The following is a 22,256-nucleotide window of genomic DNA, read 5'->3' as shown; positions in this document are numbered from 1 at the left end:
AAATCTCTAATATCTGTTAATAAATTAGGCAGTGTCCTGTACGCGGCACTTATCGATACCATGGTGGGTCACGGCCTAGTGTTCAACCTGAGGAGATTGCTGAATGACATTGTCTAGCGGACATTCAAGAAACCGGCTGATAAAAAAATTTGCTTCATTAGGGCCGTATTTGCGTGAAAGCCAATGTGAAGGCTTCCATTTTTTCTTTGATTGCCTTGCTGTATGTGTGAATGTAAATCCGGATCCAGAAAAGCGGGAATTCTGGGGCTGGTGGCTTGAGTTGGATGCAGAAGAACAAAAGCTGATTTATTCCTATCGCTTCGGTTTATTTGATGAAAGTGGTAACTGGTGTGAGAAAGCGTTCAAAAATACTGAGGTAGATGAGAAAGTTCACACTACCCGGCAGGATTTTCATAACCGCCTGGAAATCCTGGCACAAAAACTTGAGCCGCCTTATATCTTAACGGAACGACCGTGATTCACTTCTGTTGACTCGTCTTATTGGCGGGTTTTTCGCGTTGCGCCTGTTGGCATAACGCGTCTCTCCTGTTACAACGTTTTTTCATGGTAATTTTTTATATTCTAACGGCAGAAATATGATGAGTGGCAGCCAGACTTTGGTTGTAAAACTGGGCACCAGCGTACTGACCGGCGGATCGCGCCGTCTCAATCGTGCCCATATTGTTGAGCTGGTGCGTCAGTGTGCGCAGCAACATGCCGCAGGGCATCGCATTGTCATTGTCACGTCTGGGGCGATTGCCGCCGGACGTGAGCACTTGGGGTATCCGGAATTGCCCGCTACTATCGCCACTAAGCAGTTGTTGGCGGCAGTCGGGCAAAGCCGATTGATTCAGTTATGGGAACAGCTGTTCTCCATTTATGGCATCCATATTGGCCAGATGCTGCTGACTCGCGCCGATCTGGAAGATCGGGAACGTTTTCTTAATGCCCGCGATACCATGCGTGCGCTGCTCGATAACCACATTGTGCCGGTAATCAATGAGAACGACGCAGTGGCGACGACTGAAATCAAAGTTGGCGATAATGATAATCTCTCGGCGCTGGCGGCAATACTGGCTGACGCCGATAAACTGCTGCTGCTGACCGATCAGGCCGGGTTATTTACCGCTGATCCGCGAACTAACCCCGACGCTGAATTGATCCGCGAAGTGAATGGCATCAACGATGCGCTGCGCAGTATTGCTGGTGACAGTGTCTCCGGGCTGGGTACTGGTGGTATGTCCACCAAACTACAGGCTGCGGACGTTGCCTGCCGCGCGGGTATTGATGTCATTATTGCCGCGGGCAGCAAGCCGGGCGTGGTTGGCGATGTCATCGACGATATCTCGGTGGGAACCCGCTTCCATGCAATGGAAGCCCCGTTGGAAAGCCGCAAACGCTGGATCTTCGGTGCACCGCCTGCCGGGGAAATTACCGTAGACGATGGTGCGCTGGCGGCGATTATGGATCGCGGCAGTTCTTTACTGCCCAAAGGTATCCGCGACGTAATGGGCAATTTCTCCCGGGGAGAAGTGATCCGTATCCGTAGCCTGTCAGGGCGAGATCTGGCTCATGCGGTGACGCGTTATAACAGCGATGCGTTAAGAATGATCGCCGGGCATCATTCCCAACAGATTGCTGAAATCCTCGGTTACGAATATGGCCCGGTGGCAGTCCATCGGGATGACATGATTATTAATTAAGGAGTACGCGATGCTTGAGCAAATGGGCAAAGCGGCAAGACAAGCCTCGTATCAACTAGCCTCGTTGAGTACTTCGCAGAAGAATCAGGCGCTGTTGACCATCGCCGATTTACTGGAAACTGAGCGTGCCACTATCTTGGCTGCCAATGAACAGGATCTGGCGCAGGCCAAAGACAATGGCATGAGCGAAGCACTGTTGGATCGTCTGCAGCTGACGCCGGCACGTCTGACGGCTGTTGCCAATGACGTGCGTCAGATTTGCCGTCTGAACGATCCGGTGGGTGAAGTGATAGACGGTCGCATTCTGGACAATGGCCTGAAACTGGAACGGCGGCGCGTACCGCTGGGTGTGGTCGGCGTGATTTATGAAGCGCGCCCGAACGTCACGGTGGATGTAGCCAGCTTATGCCTGAAAACCGGGAATGCGGTGATTCTGCGTGGTGGTAAAGAAACCTATCGAACCAATGCCGCGACGGTAAAAGTGATCCAACAAGCACTGATCCAATGTGGTTTACCCTCAGCCGCGATCCAGGCTATTGAAAGTCCGGATCGTGAACTGGTCAATCAGTTACTGAAACTGGATCGCTATGTCGATATGCTGATTCCGCGCGGCGGCGCGGGTTTGCACAAACTATGCCGTGAGCACTCCACCATACCGGTGATTACCGGTGGGATCGGCGTCTGCCATATCTACATGGATGAGTCGATGGAATTTAAGCCAGCGCTGGATATCATAACCAACGCCAAAACCCAGCGTCCCAGCACCTGTAATACGGTGGAAACACTGCTGGTGCACCAGGGGATTGCTGCCGAGTTTCTGTCGGTGCTCAGTGCCGACATGCACAAAGCCGGCGTAACGTTGCACGCTTGCCCGCAGTCACTCTCTTTGTTGACCGGCGGTCCGGCGCAAGTTGTGGCGGTAGAGGCGGCTGATTACGATGACGAATGGCTCTCATTGGACCTGAACGTGAAGCTGGTGGCTGATATTGCGCAGGCAGTGCAACATATCCGTGAGCATGGCACGCAGCATTCTGACGCGATACTGACCCGTTCTCTGAGTCGTGCTGAACAGTTTGTGAGGGAAGTGGATTCCTCGGCAGTCTATGTAAACGCCAGTACTCGCTTCACCGATGGTGGGCAGTTCGGATTAGGCGCGGAAGTGGCTGTCAGCACACAAAAACTGCATGCTCGTGGCCCGATGGGACTCGACGCATTGACCACCTACAAATGGATTGGTTACGGCGACGATCTTATCCGCGCTTAAACCAGATGGTTATAGGATTCCCGGTTATTATATGGAAACAGATATCAGGGAATCCTTATCGTCAACCGACCGATTATAAAACCGGCAGACAGTCGCCAGATACTTGACTTGCTGGACAGATTTCACTAGTTTGTCACCCCGTAGTTCATCGTCTGGCATTCGCAGGACGATCCTCTCAAAGCCGATATAGCTCAGTTGGTAGAGCAGCGCATTCGTAATGCGAAGGTCGTAGGTTCGACTCCTATTATCGGCACCAGTCACTTCTATCTTATTGATTTAATTAACATTAAATTCATTCAGAGTGAAATCGCGTAGCCTCTACTACATAGAGGTCATACAGCCGATGGCTCAACGTGATAATCTGTATCGCCGTAGCAGCGGTATTTATGTTGTCCGTATTGCAGTTCCTGCCCGATACCGTCTCTACACGGGACAGCGTGAGATTCACGCTTCAACAGAAACAAACGACATCAGAAAAGCGCGAGCGATTGCCGCAGGTCTATTGGTTGTCTGGCAGCGATGTCTGGGTGAGTATCAAAAATTGGATAGAGAAAAGTTGGTAAGCAGTGCGCCTGCTTTGGCTGGAGAAGGAATGATCAGCCTCGCTGAATTTTTCGGTTTAACGAGCGCTTCCCTGCAACAAGTGGCGCAGCGACTACTTGATACGAATATCCCGCTTTTTTGGCTTGCTGATGGGCGTCCTGCCTACTATGTAGAAGATCTTTCACTCGTTGATAAGGATGATCCTGAGGCTTCTGGATTTATCATCGATAGTGCCATTAACATCGGGATCAGAGGTTCTCTGAGCGGTTATGTTCAGCCCTTGGTTTCATCACGTATATTACGTCAGATGATCGCTGGCGAGACGCTGGATGCAGAAACCGCATTTAAATCCTCAGAGGCTTCATCCAAAGCCGCTTGGTTCGTTGACTTTCCCGGTGTCGAAATCTCGCCTGCTTCATTAATGATCCATCGTGTGCAAGCTGAGCGCTTACGATTATTTTGGTTGTCACATAGCACCGCAGTTTCTCCAATCATGCCTGAGAGACCAAAAGCAATTACCCCTGTATTATTGCCCTCATTAATACCGGATAATGAATATGTAAATCGTAAATACTACTCAGTGAAAATGAGCGAGTTATGTGAAAAATATATTCGCTACAAGCGCGGGGGAAAATTCACCGAAAAGGCAGAGAATCGAGTTCGGGAAGGTTTTAGCCTACTGGTTGAAGTCATGGGTGATCCAAAGCTTGTAAAAGTAGATCGTGACTATCTCCGTGAGTATGAGAGCTTACTAAGGTCGATACCTGCACGGCGTGATTTAGCTAAAATACGATATAAAATCAATGATATTCATGAGCTGATGGAGAAGGTATTTTTATTAAGTCCCCAGCGAATCAATTCTTCGCACCTGTAGAAAATGAAAAGATGGATCAGGACTTCAAAGCTGATTTCACTGATGAGGATTTGCACGCTATTTTTAACCGCCCTTGGTTTAAACGTGGAACTGTGGATAGAAATAGCGAGGGACGCTTCCATCATTACCGTGCATTTCATTACTGGTTGCCACTCATCGGATTCTTTACCGGAGCAAGGATTAATGAGTTATGCCAGCTTTATCTAGATGATATTAAGCAGGATGCTGCCGGGTTTTATTTCTTTGAAATCAGCAACGAGCGTGTCGATCAGTCGCTGAAAACGATTAATTCACGACGAAAAATACCGTTGCATTCGACATTGATCAAACTTGGATTAATCCGCTATTGCGAAGAATTGAAGAAAGCAGGTCATGAGCGTTTATTTCCAGAGCTTCCTTACCACTCTGTAAAAGGATACGGTGATAAGGCTTCGGACTGGTTTAACCGTTCGTTGTTGAAAGTGCAGTTAGGATTTGAAAAGGATAGCAAGAAATCTTTCCATTCATTCCGTCACACGTTTTCTACCAGGCTCAAACAAGCAGGAATCGACAGCGAGACGCGCGCTCAGTTTGTTGGACATATCCGCGGTTCTGGCGAAACAGAGAACCGATATAGCAAAGATCATCCACCAGCGGCTCTTTATGATGTGCTTGAGAGCGTTACGTTAGGGCTACCGGAAGTTGCTCCATTTGTTTGCGTAGATGGTATAGATGCGGTAGCAGATGCACTACGAATTAAAAGAAATAATAAAGAACGAGATCTTAATCAATAAAAATAAGTTTTAGTGATTTTTTTAGCTTACTGATTTAATTCGTTTTTTATAAAATCGCATCCTCCATAATAATTGGAGGATGCAGCTATCAGTTTTTCTGACAAACACTTACCATTTCATCATAATGAACTTTGTCAACTTCTTCTATCCACAAAAAGATGTCTCCGATTACGTTTGTGCCTTCACCTATTAAATTTTCAGCAATATCTTCATTCATTTCGATAACAGCACTATGAGAATATTTGTTAATGAAACGATAAACCTTTTCTTTTTTATTACTATCAAAGACAACACAATTTTTTGCGGCAACATCCATTAGTTGTGATAAATCCGATCTATGTTTTGGATATTTGAAGTTTAAAAATGACTCTAACAATTTACGAGATAGATTTGCTGTAAAGAATGCCTGCTCACGAGTTAGTCTAGGATGTTCTTTATGCTTATACAAAGTGTCAAAAATATAATGATATTCTGAGTTATAATCAATTAAACTTGCGTCAGCATTACATATTGCAGATGATCGAGGTGTAACAGCACTGGGTTCAATAGTATAAAAAAATGCGTTTTCAATTTTTTCTTTTCTTTTTCTGTTTCTATTGTTTGTATTAAACCAGTCGCGAGCTAACTTGAAAAACGTAAAGTTATGAGTTAGTAAAAAAAGCTGCTTTGCGTCATTACAATACGTCTTTATAAATGAATATGAATGAAATAGATGGTTTGATGCGTATTCCGCTCTATTCGATCACGGATTGGCATCGAAGTTCGATCAGCGATTCTCATCCATTCGATCAGCCGGGAACTTAACTTTTCCTACTGCTTTTTAACCTGTTTTTTCGTCGCTTTCCACTCCCGGTTTATTTTTCCTCATTGACTCACCCTGGAGTGCCAGTCTGTGCGCGTTATGCACCAGCCTGTCCAGGATCGCATCTGCCGTTGTCGGGTTCTCCATCAGACCGTGCCACTTGTCTACTGGGAACTGGCTCACCACGATGGTACTGCTTTGTCCGTAGCGGTCTTCGATTATCTCCAACAGGTCGTTACATTGCGCGTTGCTCAGTGGCTCCAGACCCAGATCGTCCAGGATGAGCACCTGCGTTTTTTGCAGCTGTTTCAGGTGCTTCAGCCAGCTGCCGTCAACGCGACCCTGCGCCAGCATCTCCAGTAGCCGTCCCGTACGCCAGTACTGCACGCTGTGTTTCTGTCGGCATGCCTGCTCACCCAGCGCATTGGCTATCCAACTTTTTCCACACCCCGTCGGACCGGTGATCAACAGGCTTTTCTTGTGGGTGATGTAGTGACCGTTCAGCAGTTCCCGCATCTGCTCGGCCCGCAGACCCCGTGAGACCGGGTAATGCAGCCCCTCCGGGGCTGCCTGGTACTTCAGGTTGGCGCTTTTTCTCAGCCGCGCAACACGACCGTTTTCTCTGTTCAGCAACTCATCATCGGCCAGCAGGGTCAGCCGCTCCTCGAACGACAGCTCCTCGTAAGTCTGGGGCGTTTCTCGCTGGCGTATCAGCCCACCGGCCATCGCCGGGAGCTTCAGTTGGGTCAGTTTGTTTAACAGGTTATCGCTCATACAGTCGGTTCCTCTGGTTGTCAGTTAGTGGTAGTAGCCCGGGCCGCGCAGGTTTTCATGCTCAGGTGAGGTCACGGTGTGCTGCTCGCTCTGACGGGATAACGGCAGCTCCTGGTGCTCACGATGGTGACGCAGCAGGTTGTCGATAAAGCGTCTGTCCGGTGCGTTATAGTGCCAGGCGACGCAACTGGCTTTTTCCAGCCGCTCTTTTCCGTATTTTTTCTGCAGCGCGATCAGACCGAGTACCGCGCGGTAGGCCAGCTCCGGATGAGCCTTTGCTTTCAGCATGGCGTCAACCACCCTGCCGGTGAACGGGCCGATGCTGCATCCCATCTCGAGCAGTCGTTCCGGTGTCCAGGTTCCGTGCCCCCGGTGTTGAGCCGGCATATGCAGCGGATTGGTAGTGTGCTTATACTCATGCGAACTGCGCGGATGCTGCGCCACGCACTGCCCCTTGTGCCAGAGCTGAACCACCGTCTGACCTGCTTTCAGCGACAGGCGCTGACCGACCAGTTCGTGCGGAACCGAGTACCAGTGGCGGGCATATTCAACGTGGTAGTCAGGGCCGACCTTCACCGCTTTGTACTCCGTGTATTCATACGTCGCCAGAGGCAGCGGTGAGAGTGCCGGCGCATCCAGTATGCGGAAGCGCTCTGCGCGGGTCTGGTTGCCGTACCCTTTCATTGGCCGGTTATTCATGTCCGTCAGCAACTCCCGCAGGCGGGTATTCAGCGCCCTGAGCGTGTAGAAGGTTTCATTGCGGATGCGGGCAAGCAGCCATCTTTCGACGATGAGGACGCCGTTTTCTGCTTTCGGTTTGTCTTTCGGCTTATAGGGGCGGGTCGGGATAATAACGGTGCCGTAGTGCTCTGCCAGCGCCTGATAGCTGTCATTGATGACAGGCTCATAGCGATCGGCCTTTTTCACCGCGCTTTTGAGGTTATCGGGGATAAGCAGCTTCGGCACGCCGCCCAGGAAGGTCAGGCAGCGGCTGTTGGCGTTCAGCCAGGACATCATGTCCTGGCCTTCACACGCCTCAACGTAGGTGTAGTTGGATGCCCCCATCACGGCCACGAAGATGGCCACCCGGCGTATTTCTCCGGTATCCGGGTTGATGACGGGGAGCGTCGGGCCACAGAAGTCGATAAAGAGTTTTTCGCCGGCGCGGTGCTCCTGGCGCATAGAGAGGCGGCGCGTTTTTTTCCACTCCCGGTAGCAACGGCAGAAGTGGGAGTACCCCATCGCCAGCTCACCGGCCTGAGCCTTGTACTCCATCCACAGCAGCTGTCGCGTTACGCCAGGCTTTCTCATCTCAGTATCGAAGTGAAGCAGGTCAGGCATCACCAGTTCTGATGCAGAGGCACTTTTGGCCGGGAAGATGCGCTTTTCAAGGGCATCATGGGATATTGCTTCAGGGAGGGGCCATGGGAGAGACGTGGCTTTAAAGCGGGAGAGCACCTCAAAAACTGTTGATGCACTGATTTTCAGTGTCAGTGCGATGCAACGGTTGGTCAGCTTCTGGTCGAACTTAAGCTGAAGGATCTTAAAACAGGTTTCCATGGAACTCCTGGCTTTTCTCTTTTTGGACATCGATATCTCCATTGGCTTAAAACAGCAATGGAGACTGTGATGGAAAGAGTTAATTCCCGGAGTGAGCGACAGGATGCCAATCAGTGATCGGATGCGTGCCAAATCGTGATCGATTGTGATGCCAAACCGCGATCGGAGATGCATGCCAAATCATGATCGATTCGAATGCCAAACAGTGATCGATTCAGATGCCATTTTGCAGGTTTGAATCAAAACTCGAAACGGGATCATCGAAAACAATGATGCTGTCGGATATTTTATTATCATTCTCTGTTAGTTTTGTAATGAAGTAAATTAAAGATATAGCAGTTTTTTCACCCTCGCTAAGATTAGGTGCATGTCCAATTTGGTTATCTCTGAGTATTTCGTATCCATTTTTTTCTTTATTAAATTGGAGAGATAATTCTGAGCGACTAAGAAAACCGTGTAGATGTTTATTGAAAATATCTGCTGCTATGGTTTCATTTGATAACGAATCTTCAATGGATTTTATTTCTGCTTTTATTCCTTTTAGGTCATTATCGTTTGTCAGTAAATTTTTTGTTTCCGCGTCGCGGTTTGATATTTTCTTGAAGTAATCGAACGCGTTTACCTCCGATGCCGCATAATGTGACTCAAGTTTAGATTTTACCTTATTAGTTTCCTCTTTAAAGTCTTTGCATTTTTTATTATGCAACTCTATTATCTTATTAATTTCGGTTGCGGTTTGATTGAATTTAACAAATAATGAATTTGGTATTTCAACGGCAAAGAGATCAATGTTGAAGGGGTTTATTATTTTTTCATCTAATGTTTTCTCCCATTCATTGATGTAACTGTTTATTTTTTCAGCCTCATCTTTAAGGAGTGATGATTTTTCTTTTAGAAGATCTTTATGTTCGTCATAAATATCAATATCACTGTTGTTTACTAACAAAATGAATTGGCTTGCTAACCATGTTTTAGCTTTGTCTAGGGTTTCTGAGAACTTTCTGTATTCATCATTAAAGTGTGCGTTTAATTCATCGATTCGCTCTTGTGATATCTTGTTCCCGCAAAAATGACAACTATCACTGCCTAGATTTAAATTCAACCCACTAAAAACCCAAGATTGTATATCTTGATTATTTTTCAAACTCTCAATAACTTTATTTGTTACTGATTGTTTGAATAGTTCATTTAACCTATCTTGTGCTTTTTTTAGTAGGGAAGAATCTACGCTCGGAGTTTTGGTTGTAATTGCTGGTTTTTGTGTGGGATTTGCTGCTTTAGTTAGACTTGCCACTTCATTTATATCTAGGATTGAATCAGCCTTTTTTATTTGATCAACATTTGATGTGATGAAGTTTTCAAGTTTTGTTCTGTTATAACTTAAAAATCTTGAGTCACTGGTATCAATGACTTGCAAGCTGGTTTTAGTTCTCTTAGCTGCATCCGTTAGGAACTTTTGAAGTTCTTCTGTAAGTTTGTCATTCGCTGTTTTTCGTCTAACATACTCTTTTGTTTTTTTATCAAAAGATGCTCTCAATTCCTCTAATTTTTTCTTCTCTTCAATTTTTTCCTGAGCTATCAATAAAATACTTTTTACTGAATTATTCCAGTCAATGTTTTTGTTTATGAAGCTTTGATTGAATACTTTCAGATTTAAATTATTTGCGGAAATGTTATCTTTTGTTATCGTTCCTTGTTCGAAGGTTTTTATAGAAAAGGTTGAATTAGGGTATTTAGTGTTCTGACGGTTTTCTATCTGTTCAAAAAGCGATGATAATGTTGATTTTCCGCTTCCATTCCAGCCGTATATTAAATTAAGCCTTCCAAAATCTTTTGCATCAGTTTTGATGTAATTTCTGAAAATTCCGTAGTCTCTAAGTAAGTCAATGCTTTGCACCATAGTAGTAACCCCGAGTGATTATATCTATGCCAGTTTTTCTCATACAGACTTTACGAATAAAAAATACTCTATTATTTGTATGTGTTGCGATAGTTTTATGGTTCAATAATTTGATATATGCCAAAAAAACGTTATCTATTCAAGGCATCAGTATCATAGCCTATCAGTTCAGCAATTGTGATCTCATCTCCGTTTAAGGGGAGCAGATCACGAATGATCGGGTTATCTCTCTTGCCCTAAAGCTCACACAACGAATCTGTCGCTTTTTTGATGGTAGAGTCGGATTTGTAGTGCGGCATATGGAGGCTCTCAAAACAAGTTCAGCATATCACGTAGGCCACAATTGCACTCGCAGCCATGCTTACAAAGCTGTCAACATCGCGAATCAGTTATTAGGAATCGAGAACATGCAGGGAGTTTCCAAACTACAGGGCATTGATCTCGTTGCGTCAATGTAGGAGGATCCTGATTTTCTCCATAATACTCTCTATTCTTTGTGAATGTTCGTCGCCTGTGATATTTGTGCTTTTTGTTGGTATGGTTATTGACTAACCTATAAGTAAGAGTATTTTTATTCGAAACTTAAATTGTGAGAGGTTTTATGGCTATCTATGCTATTGGTGCTTATTATGATGAAGATGTGAGTGAGTTGTTTATATCTAATAATATTGCTGGCCCTGGATGGGATGCTGAGGATGCCCCTGAATTACACCAATTCATAAAAACGCTGAAGGTTGGTGATTTCATATATATAAAATCCGCACCTCCTTCTAGTAAAGATATTATCGTGAAGGCTATTGGTGTAGTAATGAATGAAACGATTATGGAAATCAGCAATGTAGTGTCAATCGGCAGAAATATAAAGTGGTTGGTTACTGAATCATTTAGAGTGGCAAGACCAAAAGAAAAGAATAACGTTCGTATGAATACAATGTATGAGGAATTTCATCCAATAATTCAAGACGAGATTCTAAATAAAATATTTTAGAGTAAGCGCCAAGTTCATACTTGGCACTTTAATGATTTTTAATTTGCTTTGTTTATTTTTTTATGTTGCCATGATGCAATCTTCATTAACACCGCACAATCTCCATCTTTATTCCAAATGGATTTATCTAACCCCATATAGAAAAAGTGTGAAGTGGTTCCATTTTTATTTTCAACTCTTGAGTCCTGTCCGTTCCTAGTATATGCGATGATTAGATCATTTTCTTTGACCTCTCTATCAGGAAACCAGAAGGAGTGTCTCATTGAGTTTGAAACAGTGCCATCATCAAAATATGTTGTGTCGAATGTAACATAATTCCCAATTTGATCATCGGAAACTACTTTAAGAACTAAACGTTCTTTTTTGATGTCGCCAGCGTCCTTTACATATTTTATTTCTATAGTCATTTAGCTATCATCCTCCCGAGTTTCATTGCACTACCAGATAGCCAGAGAATAATTCCAGCTCCTAAGGAGAGTTTTCCATAAATTTCTATATCCCATAGCTTTATCGCAATACCAATAAATAACGCTCCCATGCTGATGGAAACATTATATGCTATTTCACTAAGCTTATAAGCAGTAAGTTTTTCCTTTAAAATTGCTTCACTCTTATCTTTTTCATGAAATTTATCTTGGAAGGATTTTAGTGAGCTAATCTCACTCTCCATTCTATGTATGTCGTCGATCATCAAATTAACACTGCCAATATTGAGTAGTTCTTTTTCGCTAAGCGGTCTCTTTAATGTCTCATAAGCTCTCGATTTAGGTGCAGGTGGTTCTGGTTTGACCCCTGGCGTATTTGGTGTTACTTCATCAAGTTGTTCACTGTCAGTATTGCTCAAAACGTTTCTCCTAGAGGGCTTGATGTTGCACAAATTGATTTGTCTAACTGTATAGTAGTGCAGGTCTTAACATGATCACCACAATAAAAATTCTCATAATAGTTATTAAATTTGCCAACAATCGACCGTTTTCTGACACCTCCCAATTGCACGCTTTCACACTGTTGGAAAAATAGCCTTGGCTTTTCTGGCAGGCCATCCTAATGTTGGCCTCGTTTTCTGGCAGGGGCCAGATGAGGAGACAACAATGGCTACTTTTGGCTACGGGCGTGTTTCTGTAAGCACACCGCTTTTAGTTCCACACACTTTTTGATATTTCCAGTTTTTCAGTCATCAGCCGGTATTCTTCCGGCGTCAGGTTATTCAGGGATTCATGAGGCCGCTCGCTGTTGTATTCCGTCAGCCAGCGCTCTGTGATTTCCCTCGCTTCATTCAAGGTTCTGAACAGATAAAAATCCAGTATCTCTGTCCGGTACGTTCGGTTAAAACGTTCAATGAAGGCATTTTGCGTGGGTTTTCCCGGTTTGATAAATTCCAGCATCACACCATGCTCTTCAGTCCACTGTGCCAAAGTCAGCGAGATTAGCTCCGGGCCATCCGCAGTTTCAGCGGATAACCCCGGTTTACCACGATCCTGTCCAGGACTCTGACCACCCGCTGCGCCGGGATATTCAAATCGATTTCTATTATCTCATCCAGTTCAACGCCGCAGATGGGGCATTCTGCGTTTGGTTATATGCCCCCATTGAAGCTTAATGCACGGCAGGATTTCATGGATGACCTCGTTTTGGTCGATTATCTACTCTCAGGTATCCATCAATTTGCAATTTGGGGTAAAACCAGAAACTTTGCTTAAAACTGTGTCCACTACCGCCAGGCAAGGCAACTGAGGGACACAGCCCAGTTAATAGAGAGCTATATCAGGCTTCATTTAAATGCGAACAGATACTCGGGATGGACTGAAATATGCCATTAAGATTGTAGCTGTCGATGAATGTGAATCAATTCTTCTATCAGTTCACGTGCTAACATAGCTGTCATAATATGATCTTGTGCATGTACCATAATTAAAGTGATCGGTACCTTGCCGACACCTTCGTCCATACCAATAAACTCGGTTTGAACTTTGTGTGCTCGCTTAGCAGCTTCGCCAGATTGCTCTAAAAGTTTTTCTATATTATCCCATTCCCCTTTTTTTGCACAAGCTAATGCCTGCATGGCTAAGTTTTTTGACTCTCCAGCATTAATGATTAATTCCATGATGGTTGACTCTAAATTTGTACTTACATCATTAATATCCATATATGCCTCTCAAAATTAGATTGAATTTAAAAGCAGCGCTATCATATGATTAAAATCTTTCACACAATGGTACTCAATTAGATTATCAGCACTTGCAATGGGAACGTTTTTTGCCAAGCGTTTTAGCTAGTGCTAATTGTCCATCTTTAGCTGATAATTTAAAACCCATTGTGACCCAGAAGCATTGAACCACCGCCTTAGTTTTAATAATTTATTAAAATATCTCGAGCAAACCAACAATGCGTGTTATTACTCTCTCGAGTAAAAATGTGTCCTATTGGACCTTAATAATTTTGCATTTATCCATAGTTTCTTCAGTAATCTCCATACCTATCCCAGGACCATCTGGTACAGTGATATAACCATCAATAGGCTGAATGTCATAAGTACCAAGGTTCCTGGTAAAATGGCTTAAGTTACCTACATGATGCTCATGAATACAGAAGTTAGGAATTACGGCTTCTATTTGTAAAGCGGCAGCTGCAGAAATAGGACCTCCACATACATGTGGTTGGACTAAAACATCATATATTCTAGCCATGTCACATATTTTTTTACCTTCGGATATTCCGCCACAAGTTGCTATGTCAGGTTGGATTATATCTAACGCACGAGTTTCTAAAAATGGTTTAAAGCCATATCTTGTAAAAATGCGTTCGCCAGCAGCTAGAGGAATATTGACTTGATCTCTTAAGTTTTTAACTAATTGAGGATTTAACGAACCACAAGCCTCTTCCATATAATAGATGTTTAAATCACCTACTAGCTTACTAATCTGAAGGGCCGAATTAATATCAGTTTTAGCATGAAGTTCCAAAATAATATCAACATCATCCCCAACGGCTTCTCTAATGGCGAATAATCTATCACGGCATAATTTTAATTTCTTATGTGTCAATAAACCATCATTTCTACGATTTTTATCTCCATTTTCATCACGTTGTAATGGATCTACTTTAATAGCGGTATAACCTTCGTTAACTGCCTTTTTCGCGGCTTCTGCAATTTTATCTACTCCACCTAATGGTGTTTCTTTTGCATCCCAACCGAATTGAATCTGACTAGCATATGCTCTAACCTTATCGCGTGTTTTCCCGCCTAATAGTTCATAAACTGGCGTGTTCAGGGCTTTCCCCTTGATATCCCATAGTGCTATATCTATTGCACTTATCGCTGAAAAAATTACTGTTCCACCACCTTGCCCCCAAAATGTATCTCTATAGAGGCGATCCCAAATTTTTTCTATGCAGAAGGGGTTTTCCCCTAAGATTAATTTTGAAAAATCTTGAAGTTGCCCAATTGCACCCAGTTTAGCGTTCCCATAGGCAACGCCAGCTTCACCAAAACCGCTGATTCCTTCATCTGTATTAATTTTAATGAAAATAGGCTGATTAGGTGACTTTGTATCAAAGTCGGCGCAAAATATCTCTATGTCTGTAATCTTCATCAATTTATCCTGTTCAGTTTTTATTTCATTAATTCAATACTGAAATCTAGCACTTTCTTACCATTCATCGTCCCATAGTCAATCATGTTTATTACGTCACAGGGGATGTTTTCCTTATCACATATTTCTTTAACTTCTGGTAACTTATATTTAATCTGAGGGCCTAATAAAACCACGTTAGTACCTTCTAAATTTGATCTCAGCTGCTCAATTGATACCGCTGATATTTCACACTCTAAGTTAGTGTCTTCTGCTGCTTTTTTCATTTTTGAAATGAGTAAACTGGTTGACATTCCAGCTACGCAGCAAAGTAATATTTTTTTCATTTCGGTTCCTCTGTGACAGGTATGGGTATTTATTTTTAGCCTATGCTAATCATAATTAATTTCATTAAATACACTCTATCTTAACCCATTTCTTCTTTATATTTTTGCTCGTCAAATATTTTGAAGAATGGGTAATAAATAGCACCAACGATTATTAAGTTTACAACTGTCAATATAACTGCTGAAAAACTACCATTGGTTGCCAAAAAACCATATATACCAATGGGTGTTGTCCAAGGTAATGTTACCCCTGTTAGCTTAGGAACTATGTCAGTTGCCATTGCAAAATAAGAAGTTGTTGTCGCTACAAGTGGACCTATAATGAAAGGTACTAGTAATAAAGGATTTAATACAATTGGAACGCCAAAAATAACAGGTTCATTTATATTGAAAATACCAGGGACAATTGATAACTTACCGATCTCTTTTAAGTGCCTTGATTTAGCTAAAAATGCCATGAAGAACACTAATACCAAGGTTGAACCAGCCCCTCCCATTTTTGCAGAAAAATAGAAGAAATCAAATGTAACAACGTTTGGTAATTCCTTTCCAGCTTCAAAAGCAATTCTATTTTGGTCCATAAGTGTTAGCCAAATAGGCATCATTACAGCTTGAACAATAGTTGAACCGTGTAAACCAACTGCCCAAAGTAATGTGATAAACAAAGTTGTTAGCATTGCCCCCCAATAAGAACCGCCAGCATGTATTAAAGGTTTAGAAACCAAAGTCTGAATTAAATTATGAATATCCCCATAGCTTGTGTTTTCAATTAACATCCTTAAAACTAGAGAAATGATCATTATAAATAAGGCAGGGATTAGTGCTGAGAAAGACTTTGCAACGGCAGGTGGTACACTATCAGGCATTTTTATAACGATTCCCTTCCTGACAAAAAACCTCATTACTTCTACCGTAATAATAGCCATTATGATAGAAACAAACATGCCTTTTGCGCCCACATAGTTCAGGTTTATCCCCGTAACATCGATGGTTTTATCTAATCCTTTTATGAAAACAGGTATGTTGTAGGGCGATACTATCATGAATGATGTTACAGAAACGATTGCTGCTGTTATTGCATCGAGTGAATATTTTTCGGCTAATCTGTAGGCAACTCCGATACTGACAAAAAGTGCTATCAAACCGAAACTTGCTTGCACTGGATAAGATAAAGCCGCTTTCCATTTATCACCAAATATTCCGGCCATGAAATCCGCATAGCCTGGGACTGGCAGACTGCTAATAATTATAAATAAAGAACCAATAATAATCAGTGGCATCGTCATTATTAATCCATCTCTAATAGATTGTAAATGCCTTTGATTTCCGACTTTTGCAGCATATGGAACAAAATACTTGTCCAAAAATGCTGTCAGTTTTCCCATGCTGTCACTCATGCTCTTAATTCCTTAATGCTTCACAATAGTTAATTTCTATAAGACTATATTAATCACGGGTTGTATTTTTCTTCACTCTAATTCGTTAGGTTAATAATGTCTGTTTTCCAAAATAAATTCCATGATCTACTTCTCGGTTTTATTGTAATAACGGCTCTTCATAATAATTGTTCTTTATTTTTAAATAAGTAAATTCACCCTTCATTATCTTGTTCTCGATTGAAGAGTGAAAGTGGTAATAGCCAGTTATTATTAATGCTGACGATGCTGGTTACGAATTAATAATAAAGCTGTGCCGGATCTCATATGATGTAAATATAAATTTCATCCAGGGTATAAATACACCTCACTTACTCATGTTGTTCACTGTATATAAAATCACCATGATGCTGGGCGTCCCTTCTATTCGGAAATCCAATGAAATTGAGGCATAAAATCCAGGTTTGACCTAATTGTTTCATTTAGGGCTTCATCAAGCACGCTGCCGGTAATAACGATTGGATTTAGAATTAATGCTCTTTTAGCATCATTCAGGTTTCCATTCACCGCTGCGCTAACCGTGAGTGATTCGAATTCTTTCATTAATTGAATCAAACGTAATGTGTCAGAAGGGAATGGTTCAACGTTCAGTGGTAGTGGGCCACTTTGGGTTATAACTGAACTGACTTCTACAACACAATCGTCTGGTAATCCCTGAATTGTACCTTTGTTTCGAGTATTTACGTGCATGATGGTCCGTTTATCGTTATAGATAGAAGCCATCAGTTCGCAAGCGGCTTCGGAATAATATTGGCCACCACGTTTTTCGAGCTCTTTGGGTTTGTCCGCTAGTTCTGGATTTTTATAGATATCGAACAACCGTTTTTCCACCTCTTTGACTACTTCACCACGTGTTCCTTCATTATTGGCTTCACGCTTTTCCTGCTGCAGGATATCCTGACTCATATAGTAGTAACGCAAGTATGCACATGGGATCATTCCCATGTTCTCAATTAACTGCCGTGGCCAATCGAATTTTGGAATATTACTGGGAACTAGATAGTCTTTACCATTAAGTATTTCTTGTGCAATAAAGTCGATTTTATTGTGTCCTTTGTATAAAATCTTCCGCGCCCAAATCAAATGGTTAAGGCCTGCAACTTGCATAATAAAATCTTCTTCGTTTGCATTCAGAAGTTTTGCAATTCCCTTTTGCATAATAACTGGCACGTTGCACAAGCCAATGGCGTTTATTTTCGTGTGCTTAAGTATGGCTTCGGTCACGATGCCTGACGGGTTTGTGAAATTTAAAAGCCAGGCATCAGGGCATAGTTCTTCCATATCTTTACATATGTCTAGTGCAATCGGAATAGTACGACATGCGTTTGCAAAACCACCTAGCCCATTAGTTTCCTGGCCAATCATTCCATATTTTAGTGAGATACGTTCATCTCTTATCCGTCCTTCAAGGCAACCAGCTCGAAATTGTGAACAGACAAAATCAGCGTTTTCCAATGCAGGGCGGCGATCAAGTGTTACCTTGACCTCTATATTCTCCCCGGCTTTTTTAATCATACGACGAGCGAGTCCCGCAATAATATTAACTTTCTCACGGCCCTCCTCAATATCTACTAACCATAACTCTTTAATTGGTAATTCATTCTTGCGCTTTAATAACCCTTCAATTAACTCAGGCGTATAACTAGAACCACCACCGATAACGACTATTTTTAATTGTTTTGCCATGTATAGTTCCTCAGGTTCGTAGATGTAGAATTTGAGTATTTCATGGCAGCTAAAGTTATTTAACAAACCAAATATGCGTCGTTATCTATTAGTTCAACTAATGCGTATCTTTTTTAGCGCCAGGGTCGTTGACACCGCATGAGAACATCTCTTGGCTGTGGCTGTTTTTCATACATTCCCCTATGAACCGTGATGAATAATTTTCTTCTCTCCTGATCATTCGACAGGGCATCAACCAGCGGCTGACCCGAGAAGCTGAAAAGATGGGGTTATGGTTTGTTGCCGGAGCGGAAGTGTTTCATACGTCGTCTGAGATAGCTGTGCACGGAACGGTTGCGTTTCAGGTATTCCGCGTAATCTGCTGATTTACGTGTGGCACGAAGAATGGATGGTAGAGTCACGCAGGTCGGTAACAGCCAACGATTTGCTGGCAGTTTTCCATCTGGAATGCTGGTCAGGCAGGACGCGTAAATCAACTGGGGTTATCAACTATCTTGACACTTACCGAAGAGCGCAGGCACAGTGATCATCGCTGTGTGGTCCTGGAGTAGTTGGCATTGTGGGGAAGGCACGGTGTTATTAAATCGACGGGGTACATGAGACCGCGAAGCGTATTATTCAGAATGTTAGCCAGGGGACGCGTAAATCAACTGAAGTAGCCACTATCTTGATTCTTACTCTAGGGCAGACATCAACAATGGAACATAAGCAACATTTACTTGCAAATTTGTACACATTTAGTGTCGTCGCAAAGTTTTTAAGCTTTACATTAGCCGCAGAAGAGCTGTGCCTAACGCAAGGTGCCGTGAGCCAGAGAATCAAAAAAATAGAACAAGATTTGGGGTTTAAATTATTTGTACGTTTGACTCGAAAACTGGAGTTAACTGAAGAAGGTCGGCGTGTTTGGGTGGCATTAACTCATTCGCTTGAGAATCTTTTTTCTGAAATAGACGATATTCGCTTCAACGAGCTCAGCGGCGAGTTATATATTGGCGTCGCTCCAACATTCGCGCACTTATGGCTAGTTCCTCGATTACCTATTTTTCAACAACTTTATCCCCAACTCGACGTCAAAATCCGGGTGAAAGCAAGTAAGTTGGACTTTCAAAACCAGCCCGTGGATTTGGCTATTTATTATGGAAATGCCAGACATGCTGACTTTTATCATCGCAGGCTATTTGACGAATATTTGACACCCGTTTGTACATCTGAATATGCAGAGAAACTAGCGTTTTTCAAAGACGATTCCAGGTTGCATGAAGCTTGTTTTTTACATTGCACAGAATCGTTAGAATTTCTTTCTCCACTTGCTGAGTGGCAACATTGGTTAAGAAAAACTGATCGTGATGTCAATATTCTCAAAAAAAAATATGTCTTCAATCATGAAGAGTTAACTATGGTTGCAACAAAGAAATCAATGGGTATTGCAATGGGACGTTATTGCCTTATTAAGCCCTATTTAGATAGTGGTGAGCTGATCGCCCCCTTTGAGCGTGTACCGTCAGGGCTTGGGTATGATCTTATTTGTCCTAAAGGTCATGAAAAAAGGTCGAGATTCCAGGCTTTCTCAACGTGGATTGAAGAATATTTATAAGTACGCATTTATATTGATGACTTGCCCCTGAATTAAATATAACGCTTAATTAGTAATGTCGGGTTTTTTGACTTTTTTCCCGAATTGAGCCGAGTTAAAAATAACCAGGTGGTGAATTCACATTGTGTTAATGAAGTAACGTTATAGACTGGCAGAGATTAGCTAAAGCTATTTTTCGGCGTAGGGCAACAGTTCGTTGATTTGGCCGTTGAGACTGGCCTGCTAACCGTGCACGCGACCTGTTGCCCTGGAAAGTTAATGTTTACTTCTGCTTAATCCGTCTATCTGTAGGTATTGTATTTTCTCCGGGAATTCCCGCTCAAATAAAGGATGATGCCAAGCTACTTTGAGTAGGCTTCGTTAACGCGATGTTTCACCGCGCCGGCGCACCACCACATCCACCGTAATAGCCGCTAACAATACCACTGCGGTTGCCATCAGTTGAACGGCGGCCGGCAAACCCAGTAGTGCCATCCCGTTGACAATGGCTGCAATCACAACGCCACCTAATACTGCATGCAGTGGATGGCCGCGTCCTCCAAACAGGCTTGTGCCGCCGATGACGGCTGTAGCCACCACATATAAGACGATCGTACCACCATCAAAGCTGGTTGAGATTGAGCGCAAGCGCGAAGCGTAGATAATGCCGCCAATGCCGGCAGTAACTGCGGCCAATGTGAATGCTAACAGTCTGATTTTCGCCAGATTAATTCCCGCTCTGCGTGCAGCTTCAGCATTACCACCAATGGCATATAAATAGCGACCAAAGCGTAGTTTTCCCAGCAGCACCGCCCAAGCACATAACACCACAAATACAATGGGAATGACCCAGGGCATGCCATTAATAGGGAAACGGGGAATGCCGCGATCGGCGTTAGAAATCAGCATTAAAACCAGTCCAGCCAAGATGGCTGCGGCGATTTTTAGCCAAGATAGTCCAGCAGGTGGTGCAACTAAGCCACTGGCACGGCGTAGGCTATCACGACGCAGGGTGGATACGCTGAAAATGAGGATGATCGCAATAGTCACCACCCAACCCACCTGTGGGGTGAGGGTGCCATTGGCAAAGTTATTGATCACTTCACTGTTGATGGGAATCGTCCCCCCGGTGCCGAGGAGCTGAATCATCAACCCTTGAAAGCCCAGTAATCCAGAGAGCGTAACCACAAAAGAGGGGAGTCTTAAGCGCGTGATCAAAATTCCTTGCAGCGCCCCTAAAGCACCGCTGACACACAATGCAGCGATAACTGCCGACGGCCAATTCCAGCCAACTGAAGGCTGCACTAACACCGTGGCGACCGTGGCGCCAATCCCAGCGACAAACCCCAGTGATAAGTCAATCTCCCCCAAAATCAAGATGAACACTTCGCCCATCCCAATCAGCATAAACACCGCACCTTGGACCAATAAATTCACTAAATTGCCAGAGGAGAGGAACTTATCATTTTGAGATTGAAAGATAGCCGCGATGAGGATCATCCCCAGTAGTACGGGTAATACGCCGCTTTGACCTGCAAGAACCTTCGCCCACACCGCTTTGAGATAGTTACCTAATGTGTCCGCTTCGGTATTACCGATAACAGCAGCGGCATGTGCCTGGCTTGCCTGTCGTTTGGCGTTTTCTACCGCAATTGATGGCGCGGCCGACGATGTTGCATTTGCAGTGACAAGGTGATCGCTTTGTCCGGTGGTCATCAGTTCCACCACCCGCTGCGTGTCAAAGCTTTTAGCAGGGCCTTCGCCCACCATCTGCCCTAAACGCAGCACCGCAATGCGATCGGCCACCGCGAACACATCATTAAGATTATGCGAAATCATCAGTACCGCCAGCCCTTGGTCGGCTAAGCGGCGCACGAGTTCGAGGACTTGACCGGTCTGTGCCACCCCCAGCGCTGCGGTGGGTTCATCTAAAATCACCAACTTAGAGTTCCACATCACTGCTTTGGCGACCGCTATCGATTGGCGCTGCCCGCCGGAAAGCGATGCAACCGGTTGGCGAATCGAGCGCAGCGTGGTCACGCGCAGGCTTGATAAGGTCTCGGCGGCTTCACGTTCCATGGCATCTTCATTGAGCAGTCGCCCATATAATCGCTCGCGGCCAAGGAACATATTTTGTACCACATCTAAATTGTCGCACAATGCCAGATCTTGATAGACCACCTCAATGCCTAATTGGGCTGAATCGCGTGGTGAGCGGATTCTCACCGCTTCACCTTGCCAGCGGATCTCGCCGCCATCGGCCTCATGGATCCCGGCAATGGATTTAACTAATACCGATTTACCCGCCCCATTGTCACCGACCAGGGCAGTGACCTGCCCCAGTGGTACATCTAAATCAACGCCGATTAACGCTTGCACCGCGCCAAAGCGCTTTTCTAACCCTCGGATCTGCAATAATGGGGCGGCGCTTAGGTGTTGTGTTGTGTTTTGCATAAGGCCC

Annotated in this window: 19 protein-coding genes, 1 tRNA gene and 1 pseudogene; 8 read left to right on the top strand and 13 right to left on the bottom strand. The window is 43.9% G+C overall.

Features of this window, described 5'->3' with window-relative positions:
• Nucleotides 1-103: 103 nt before the first annotated feature.
• From crl to PCO85_17800, 6 genes are all read left to right on the top strand, one after another.
• Nucleotides 104-478: a sigma factor-binding protein Crl gene (crl, locus tag PCO85_17825; protein ID WJV53030.1), complete on the top strand. Its 375-nt coding sequence runs from the start codon at nt 104-106 to the stop codon at nt 476-478.
• A gap of 121 nt (nt 479-599) precedes the next feature.
• Entirely contained in the window at nt 600-1,703 is a 1,104-nt protein-coding gene (gene proB, locus PCO85_17820; GenBank protein ID WJV56128.1) for a glutamate 5-kinase, read from the top strand.
• A gap of 10 nt (nt 1,704-1,713) precedes the next feature.
• Nucleotides 1,714-2,967, top strand: coding sequence for a glutamate-5-semialdehyde dehydrogenase (gene proA / locus PCO85_17815; protein WJV53029.1), 1,254 nt, complete (start codon nt 1,714-1,716; stop codon nt 2,965-2,967).
• Nucleotides 2,968-3,147: 180 nt separating this feature from the next.
• Nucleotides 3,148-3,223: transfer RNA gene (locus tag PCO85_17810), tRNA-Thr, on the top strand.
• Between the two features lie 87 nt (nt 3,224-3,310).
• Nucleotides 3,311-4,384 (top strand): site-specific recombinase, encoded by a 1,074-nt coding sequence (locus tag PCO85_17805; protein ID WJV53028.1) that lies wholly within the window; start codon nt 3,311-3,313, stop codon nt 4,382-4,384.
• Between the two features lie 11 nt (nt 4,385-4,395).
• Nucleotides 4,396-5,157 (top strand): site-specific integrase, encoded by a 762-nt coding sequence (locus PCO85_17800; protein ID WJV53027.1) that lies wholly within the window; start codon nt 4,396-4,398, stop codon nt 5,155-5,157.
• 88 nt (nt 5,158-5,245) lie between these two features.
• Here the strand turns inward: PCO85_17800 and PCO85_17795 are convergent, their stop codons facing one another.
• The 4 genes from PCO85_17795 to PCO85_17780 form a co-directional block, all read right to left on the bottom strand.
• Entirely contained in the window at nt 5,246-5,848 is a 603-nt protein-coding gene (locus PCO85_17795) for an AAA family ATPase (GenBank protein ID WJV56127.1), read from the bottom strand.
• Nucleotides 5,849-5,977: 129 nt separating this feature from the next.
• Nucleotides 5,978-6,733: an IS21-like element helper ATPase IstB gene (istB, locus tag PCO85_17790; GenBank protein WJV53026.1), complete on the bottom strand. Its 756-nt coding sequence runs from the start codon at nt 6,731-6,733 to the stop codon at nt 5,978-5,980.
• 24 nt (nt 6,734-6,757) lie between these two features.
• Nucleotides 6,758-8,293 carry an IS21 family transposase gene (gene istA, locus PCO85_17785; protein ID WJV53025.1) on the bottom strand — a complete coding sequence of 512 codons (1,536 nt, stop codon included), beginning with the start codon at nt 8,291-8,293 and terminating at the stop codon, nt 6,758-6,760.
• A gap of 214 nt (nt 8,294-8,507) precedes the next feature.
• Nucleotides 8,508-10,193: an AAA family ATPase gene (locus tag PCO85_17780; protein ID WJV53024.1), complete on the bottom strand. Its 1,686-nt coding sequence runs from the start codon at nt 10,191-10,193 to the stop codon at nt 8,508-8,510.
• 601 nt (nt 10,194-10,794) lie between these two features.
• Between PCO85_17780 and PCO85_17775 the strand changes: the two genes are divergently transcribed.
• A complete protein-coding gene (locus PCO85_17775) occupies nt 10,795-11,181 on the top strand; it encodes a hypothetical protein (GenBank protein WJV53023.1) in 387 nt (128 codons plus the stop codon).
• Between the two features lie 38 nt (nt 11,182-11,219).
• Here the strand turns inward: PCO85_17775 and PCO85_17770 are convergent, their stop codons facing one another.
• From PCO85_17770 to PCO85_17735, 8 genes and pseudogenes are all read right to left on the bottom strand, one after another.
• A complete protein-coding gene (locus PCO85_17770) occupies nt 11,220-11,588 on the bottom strand; it encodes a hypothetical protein (protein ID WJV53022.1) in 369 nt (122 codons plus the stop codon).
• A complete protein-coding gene (locus tag PCO85_17765) occupies nt 11,585-12,025 on the bottom strand; it encodes a hypothetical protein (protein ID WJV53021.1) in 441 nt (146 codons plus the stop codon). Before PCO85_17765 ends, PCO85_17770 begins: the two co-directional genes overlap by 4 nt.
• Nucleotides 12,026-12,317: 292 nt before the next feature.
• Nucleotides 12,318-12,712 (bottom strand): annotated as a pseudogene (locus PCO85_17760) (integrase core domain-containing protein).
• A 285-nt stretch (nt 12,713-12,997) separates the two neighbouring features.
• On the bottom strand, nt 12,998-13,327 hold the full coding sequence (locus tag PCO85_17755) for a PTS lactose/cellobiose transporter subunit IIA (GenBank protein ID WJV53020.1): 330 nt from the start codon (nt 13,325-13,327) through the stop codon (nt 12,998-13,000).
• 274 nt (nt 13,328-13,601) lie between these two features.
• Complete coding sequence (locus tag PCO85_17750) at nt 13,602-14,774, bottom strand: mandelate racemase/muconate lactonizing enzyme family protein (protein ID WJV53019.1); 1,173 nt, start codon at nt 14,772-14,774, stop codon at nt 13,602-13,604.
• Nucleotides 14,775-14,794: 20 nt separating this feature from the next.
• Nucleotides 14,795-15,100, bottom strand: a complete 306-nt coding sequence (locus PCO85_17745; protein ID WJV53018.1) for a PTS sugar transporter subunit IIB — start codon at nt 15,098-15,100, stop codon at nt 14,795-14,797.
• Between the two features lie 80 nt (nt 15,101-15,180).
• Nucleotides 15,181-16,497 carry a PTS cellobiose transporter subunit IIC gene (gene celB / locus PCO85_17740; protein ID WJV53017.1) on the bottom strand — a complete coding sequence of 439 codons (1,317 nt, stop codon included), beginning with the start codon at nt 16,495-16,497 and terminating at the stop codon, nt 15,181-15,183.
• 402 nt (nt 16,498-16,899) lie between these two features.
• Nucleotides 16,900-18,222, bottom strand: a complete 1,323-nt coding sequence (locus PCO85_17735; protein ID WJV53016.1) for a 6-phospho-beta-glucosidase — start codon at nt 18,220-18,222, stop codon at nt 16,900-16,902.
• A 697-nt stretch (nt 18,223-18,919) separates the two neighbouring features.
• On the opposite strand from PCO85_17735, the gene PCO85_17730 reads away from it, so the two are divergent.
• On the top strand, nt 18,920-19,816 hold the full coding sequence (locus PCO85_17730; GenBank protein WJV53015.1) for a LysR substrate-binding domain-containing protein: 897 nt from the start codon (nt 18,920-18,922) through the stop codon (nt 19,814-19,816).
• A gap of 360 nt (nt 19,817-20,176) precedes the next feature.
• On the opposite strand, the gene PCO85_17725 is transcribed toward PCO85_17730, so the two are convergent.
• The gene (locus PCO85_17725; protein ID WJV53014.1) at nt 20,177-22,249 is read right to left on the bottom strand and encodes an ATP-binding cassette domain-containing protein; all 2,073 of its coding nucleotides are present in this window, start codon (nt 22,247-22,249) and stop codon (nt 20,177-20,179) included.
• Between the last annotated feature and the right edge of the window lie 7 nt (nt 22,250-22,256).

Source organism: Prodigiosinella aquatilis (assembly GCA_030388725.1).
Classification (GTDB): Bacteria; Pseudomonadota; Gammaproteobacteria; order Enterobacterales; family Enterobacteriaceae; genus Prodigiosinella; species Prodigiosinella aquatilis.
The sequence above is the reverse complement of the archived record's forward strand: the minus strand, read 5'-3'. Positions and strand labels throughout refer to the sequence as shown.

What these genes read in the sequence shown, in the direction of transcription:
- crl (WJV53030.1), top strand. Translation starts at nt 104, where the DNA reads ATGACATTGTCTAGCGGACATTCAAGAAACCGGCTGATAAAAAAATTT.
- proB (WJV56128.1), top strand. Translation starts at nt 600, where the DNA reads ATGAGTGGCAGCCAGACTTTGGTTGTAAAACTGGGCACCAGCGTACTG.
- proA (WJV53029.1), top strand. Translation starts at nt 1,714, where the DNA reads ATGCTTGAGCAAATGGGCAAAGCGGCAAGACAAGCCTCGTATCAACTA.
- PCO85_17805 (WJV53028.1), top strand. Translation starts at nt 3,311, where the DNA reads ATGGCTCAACGTGATAATCTGTATCGCCGTAGCAGCGGTATTTATGTT.
- PCO85_17800 (WJV53027.1), top strand. Translation starts at nt 4,396, where the DNA reads ATGGATCAGGACTTCAAAGCTGATTTCACTGATGAGGATTTGCACGCT.
- istB (WJV53026.1), bottom strand. Translation starts at nt 6,733, where the DNA reads ATGAGCGATAACCTGTTAAACAAACTGACCCAACTGAAGCTCCCGGCG.
- istA (WJV53025.1), bottom strand. Translation starts at nt 8,293, where the DNA reads ATGGAAACCTGTTTTAAGATCCTTCAGCTTAAGTTCGACCAGAAGCTG.
- PCO85_17780 (WJV53024.1), bottom strand. Translation starts at nt 10,193, where the DNA reads ATGGTGCAAAGCATTGACTTACTTAGAGACTACGGAATTTTCAGAAAT.
- PCO85_17775 (WJV53023.1), top strand. Translation starts at nt 10,795, where the DNA reads ATGGCTATCTATGCTATTGGTGCTTATTATGATGAAGATGTGAGTGAG.
- PCO85_17770 (WJV53022.1), bottom strand. Translation starts at nt 11,588, where the DNA reads ATGACTATAGAAATAAAATATGTAAAGGACGCTGGCGACATCAAAAAA.
- PCO85_17755 (WJV53020.1), bottom strand. Translation starts at nt 13,327, where the DNA reads ATGGATATTAATGATGTAAGTACAAATTTAGAGTCAACCATCATGGAA.
- PCO85_17750 (WJV53019.1), bottom strand. Translation starts at nt 14,774, where the DNA reads ATGAAGATTACAGACATAGAGATATTTTGCGCCGACTTTGATACAAAG.
- PCO85_17745 (WJV53018.1), bottom strand. Translation starts at nt 15,100, where the DNA reads ATGAAAAAAATATTACTTTGCTGCGTAGCTGGAATGTCAACCAGTTTA.
- celB (WJV53017.1), bottom strand. Translation starts at nt 16,497, where the DNA reads ATGAGTGACAGCATGGGAAAACTGACAGCATTTTTGGACAAGTATTTT.
- PCO85_17735 (WJV53016.1), bottom strand. Translation starts at nt 18,222, where the DNA reads ATGGCAAAACAATTAAAAATAGTCGTTATCGGTGGTGGTTCTAGTTAT.
- PCO85_17730 (WJV53015.1), top strand. Translation starts at nt 18,920, where the DNA reads ATGGAACATAAGCAACATTTACTTGCAAATTTGTACACATTTAGTGTC.
- PCO85_17725 (WJV53014.1), bottom strand. Translation starts at nt 22,249, where the DNA reads ATGCAAAACACAACACAACACCTAAGCGCCGCCCCATTATTGCAGATC.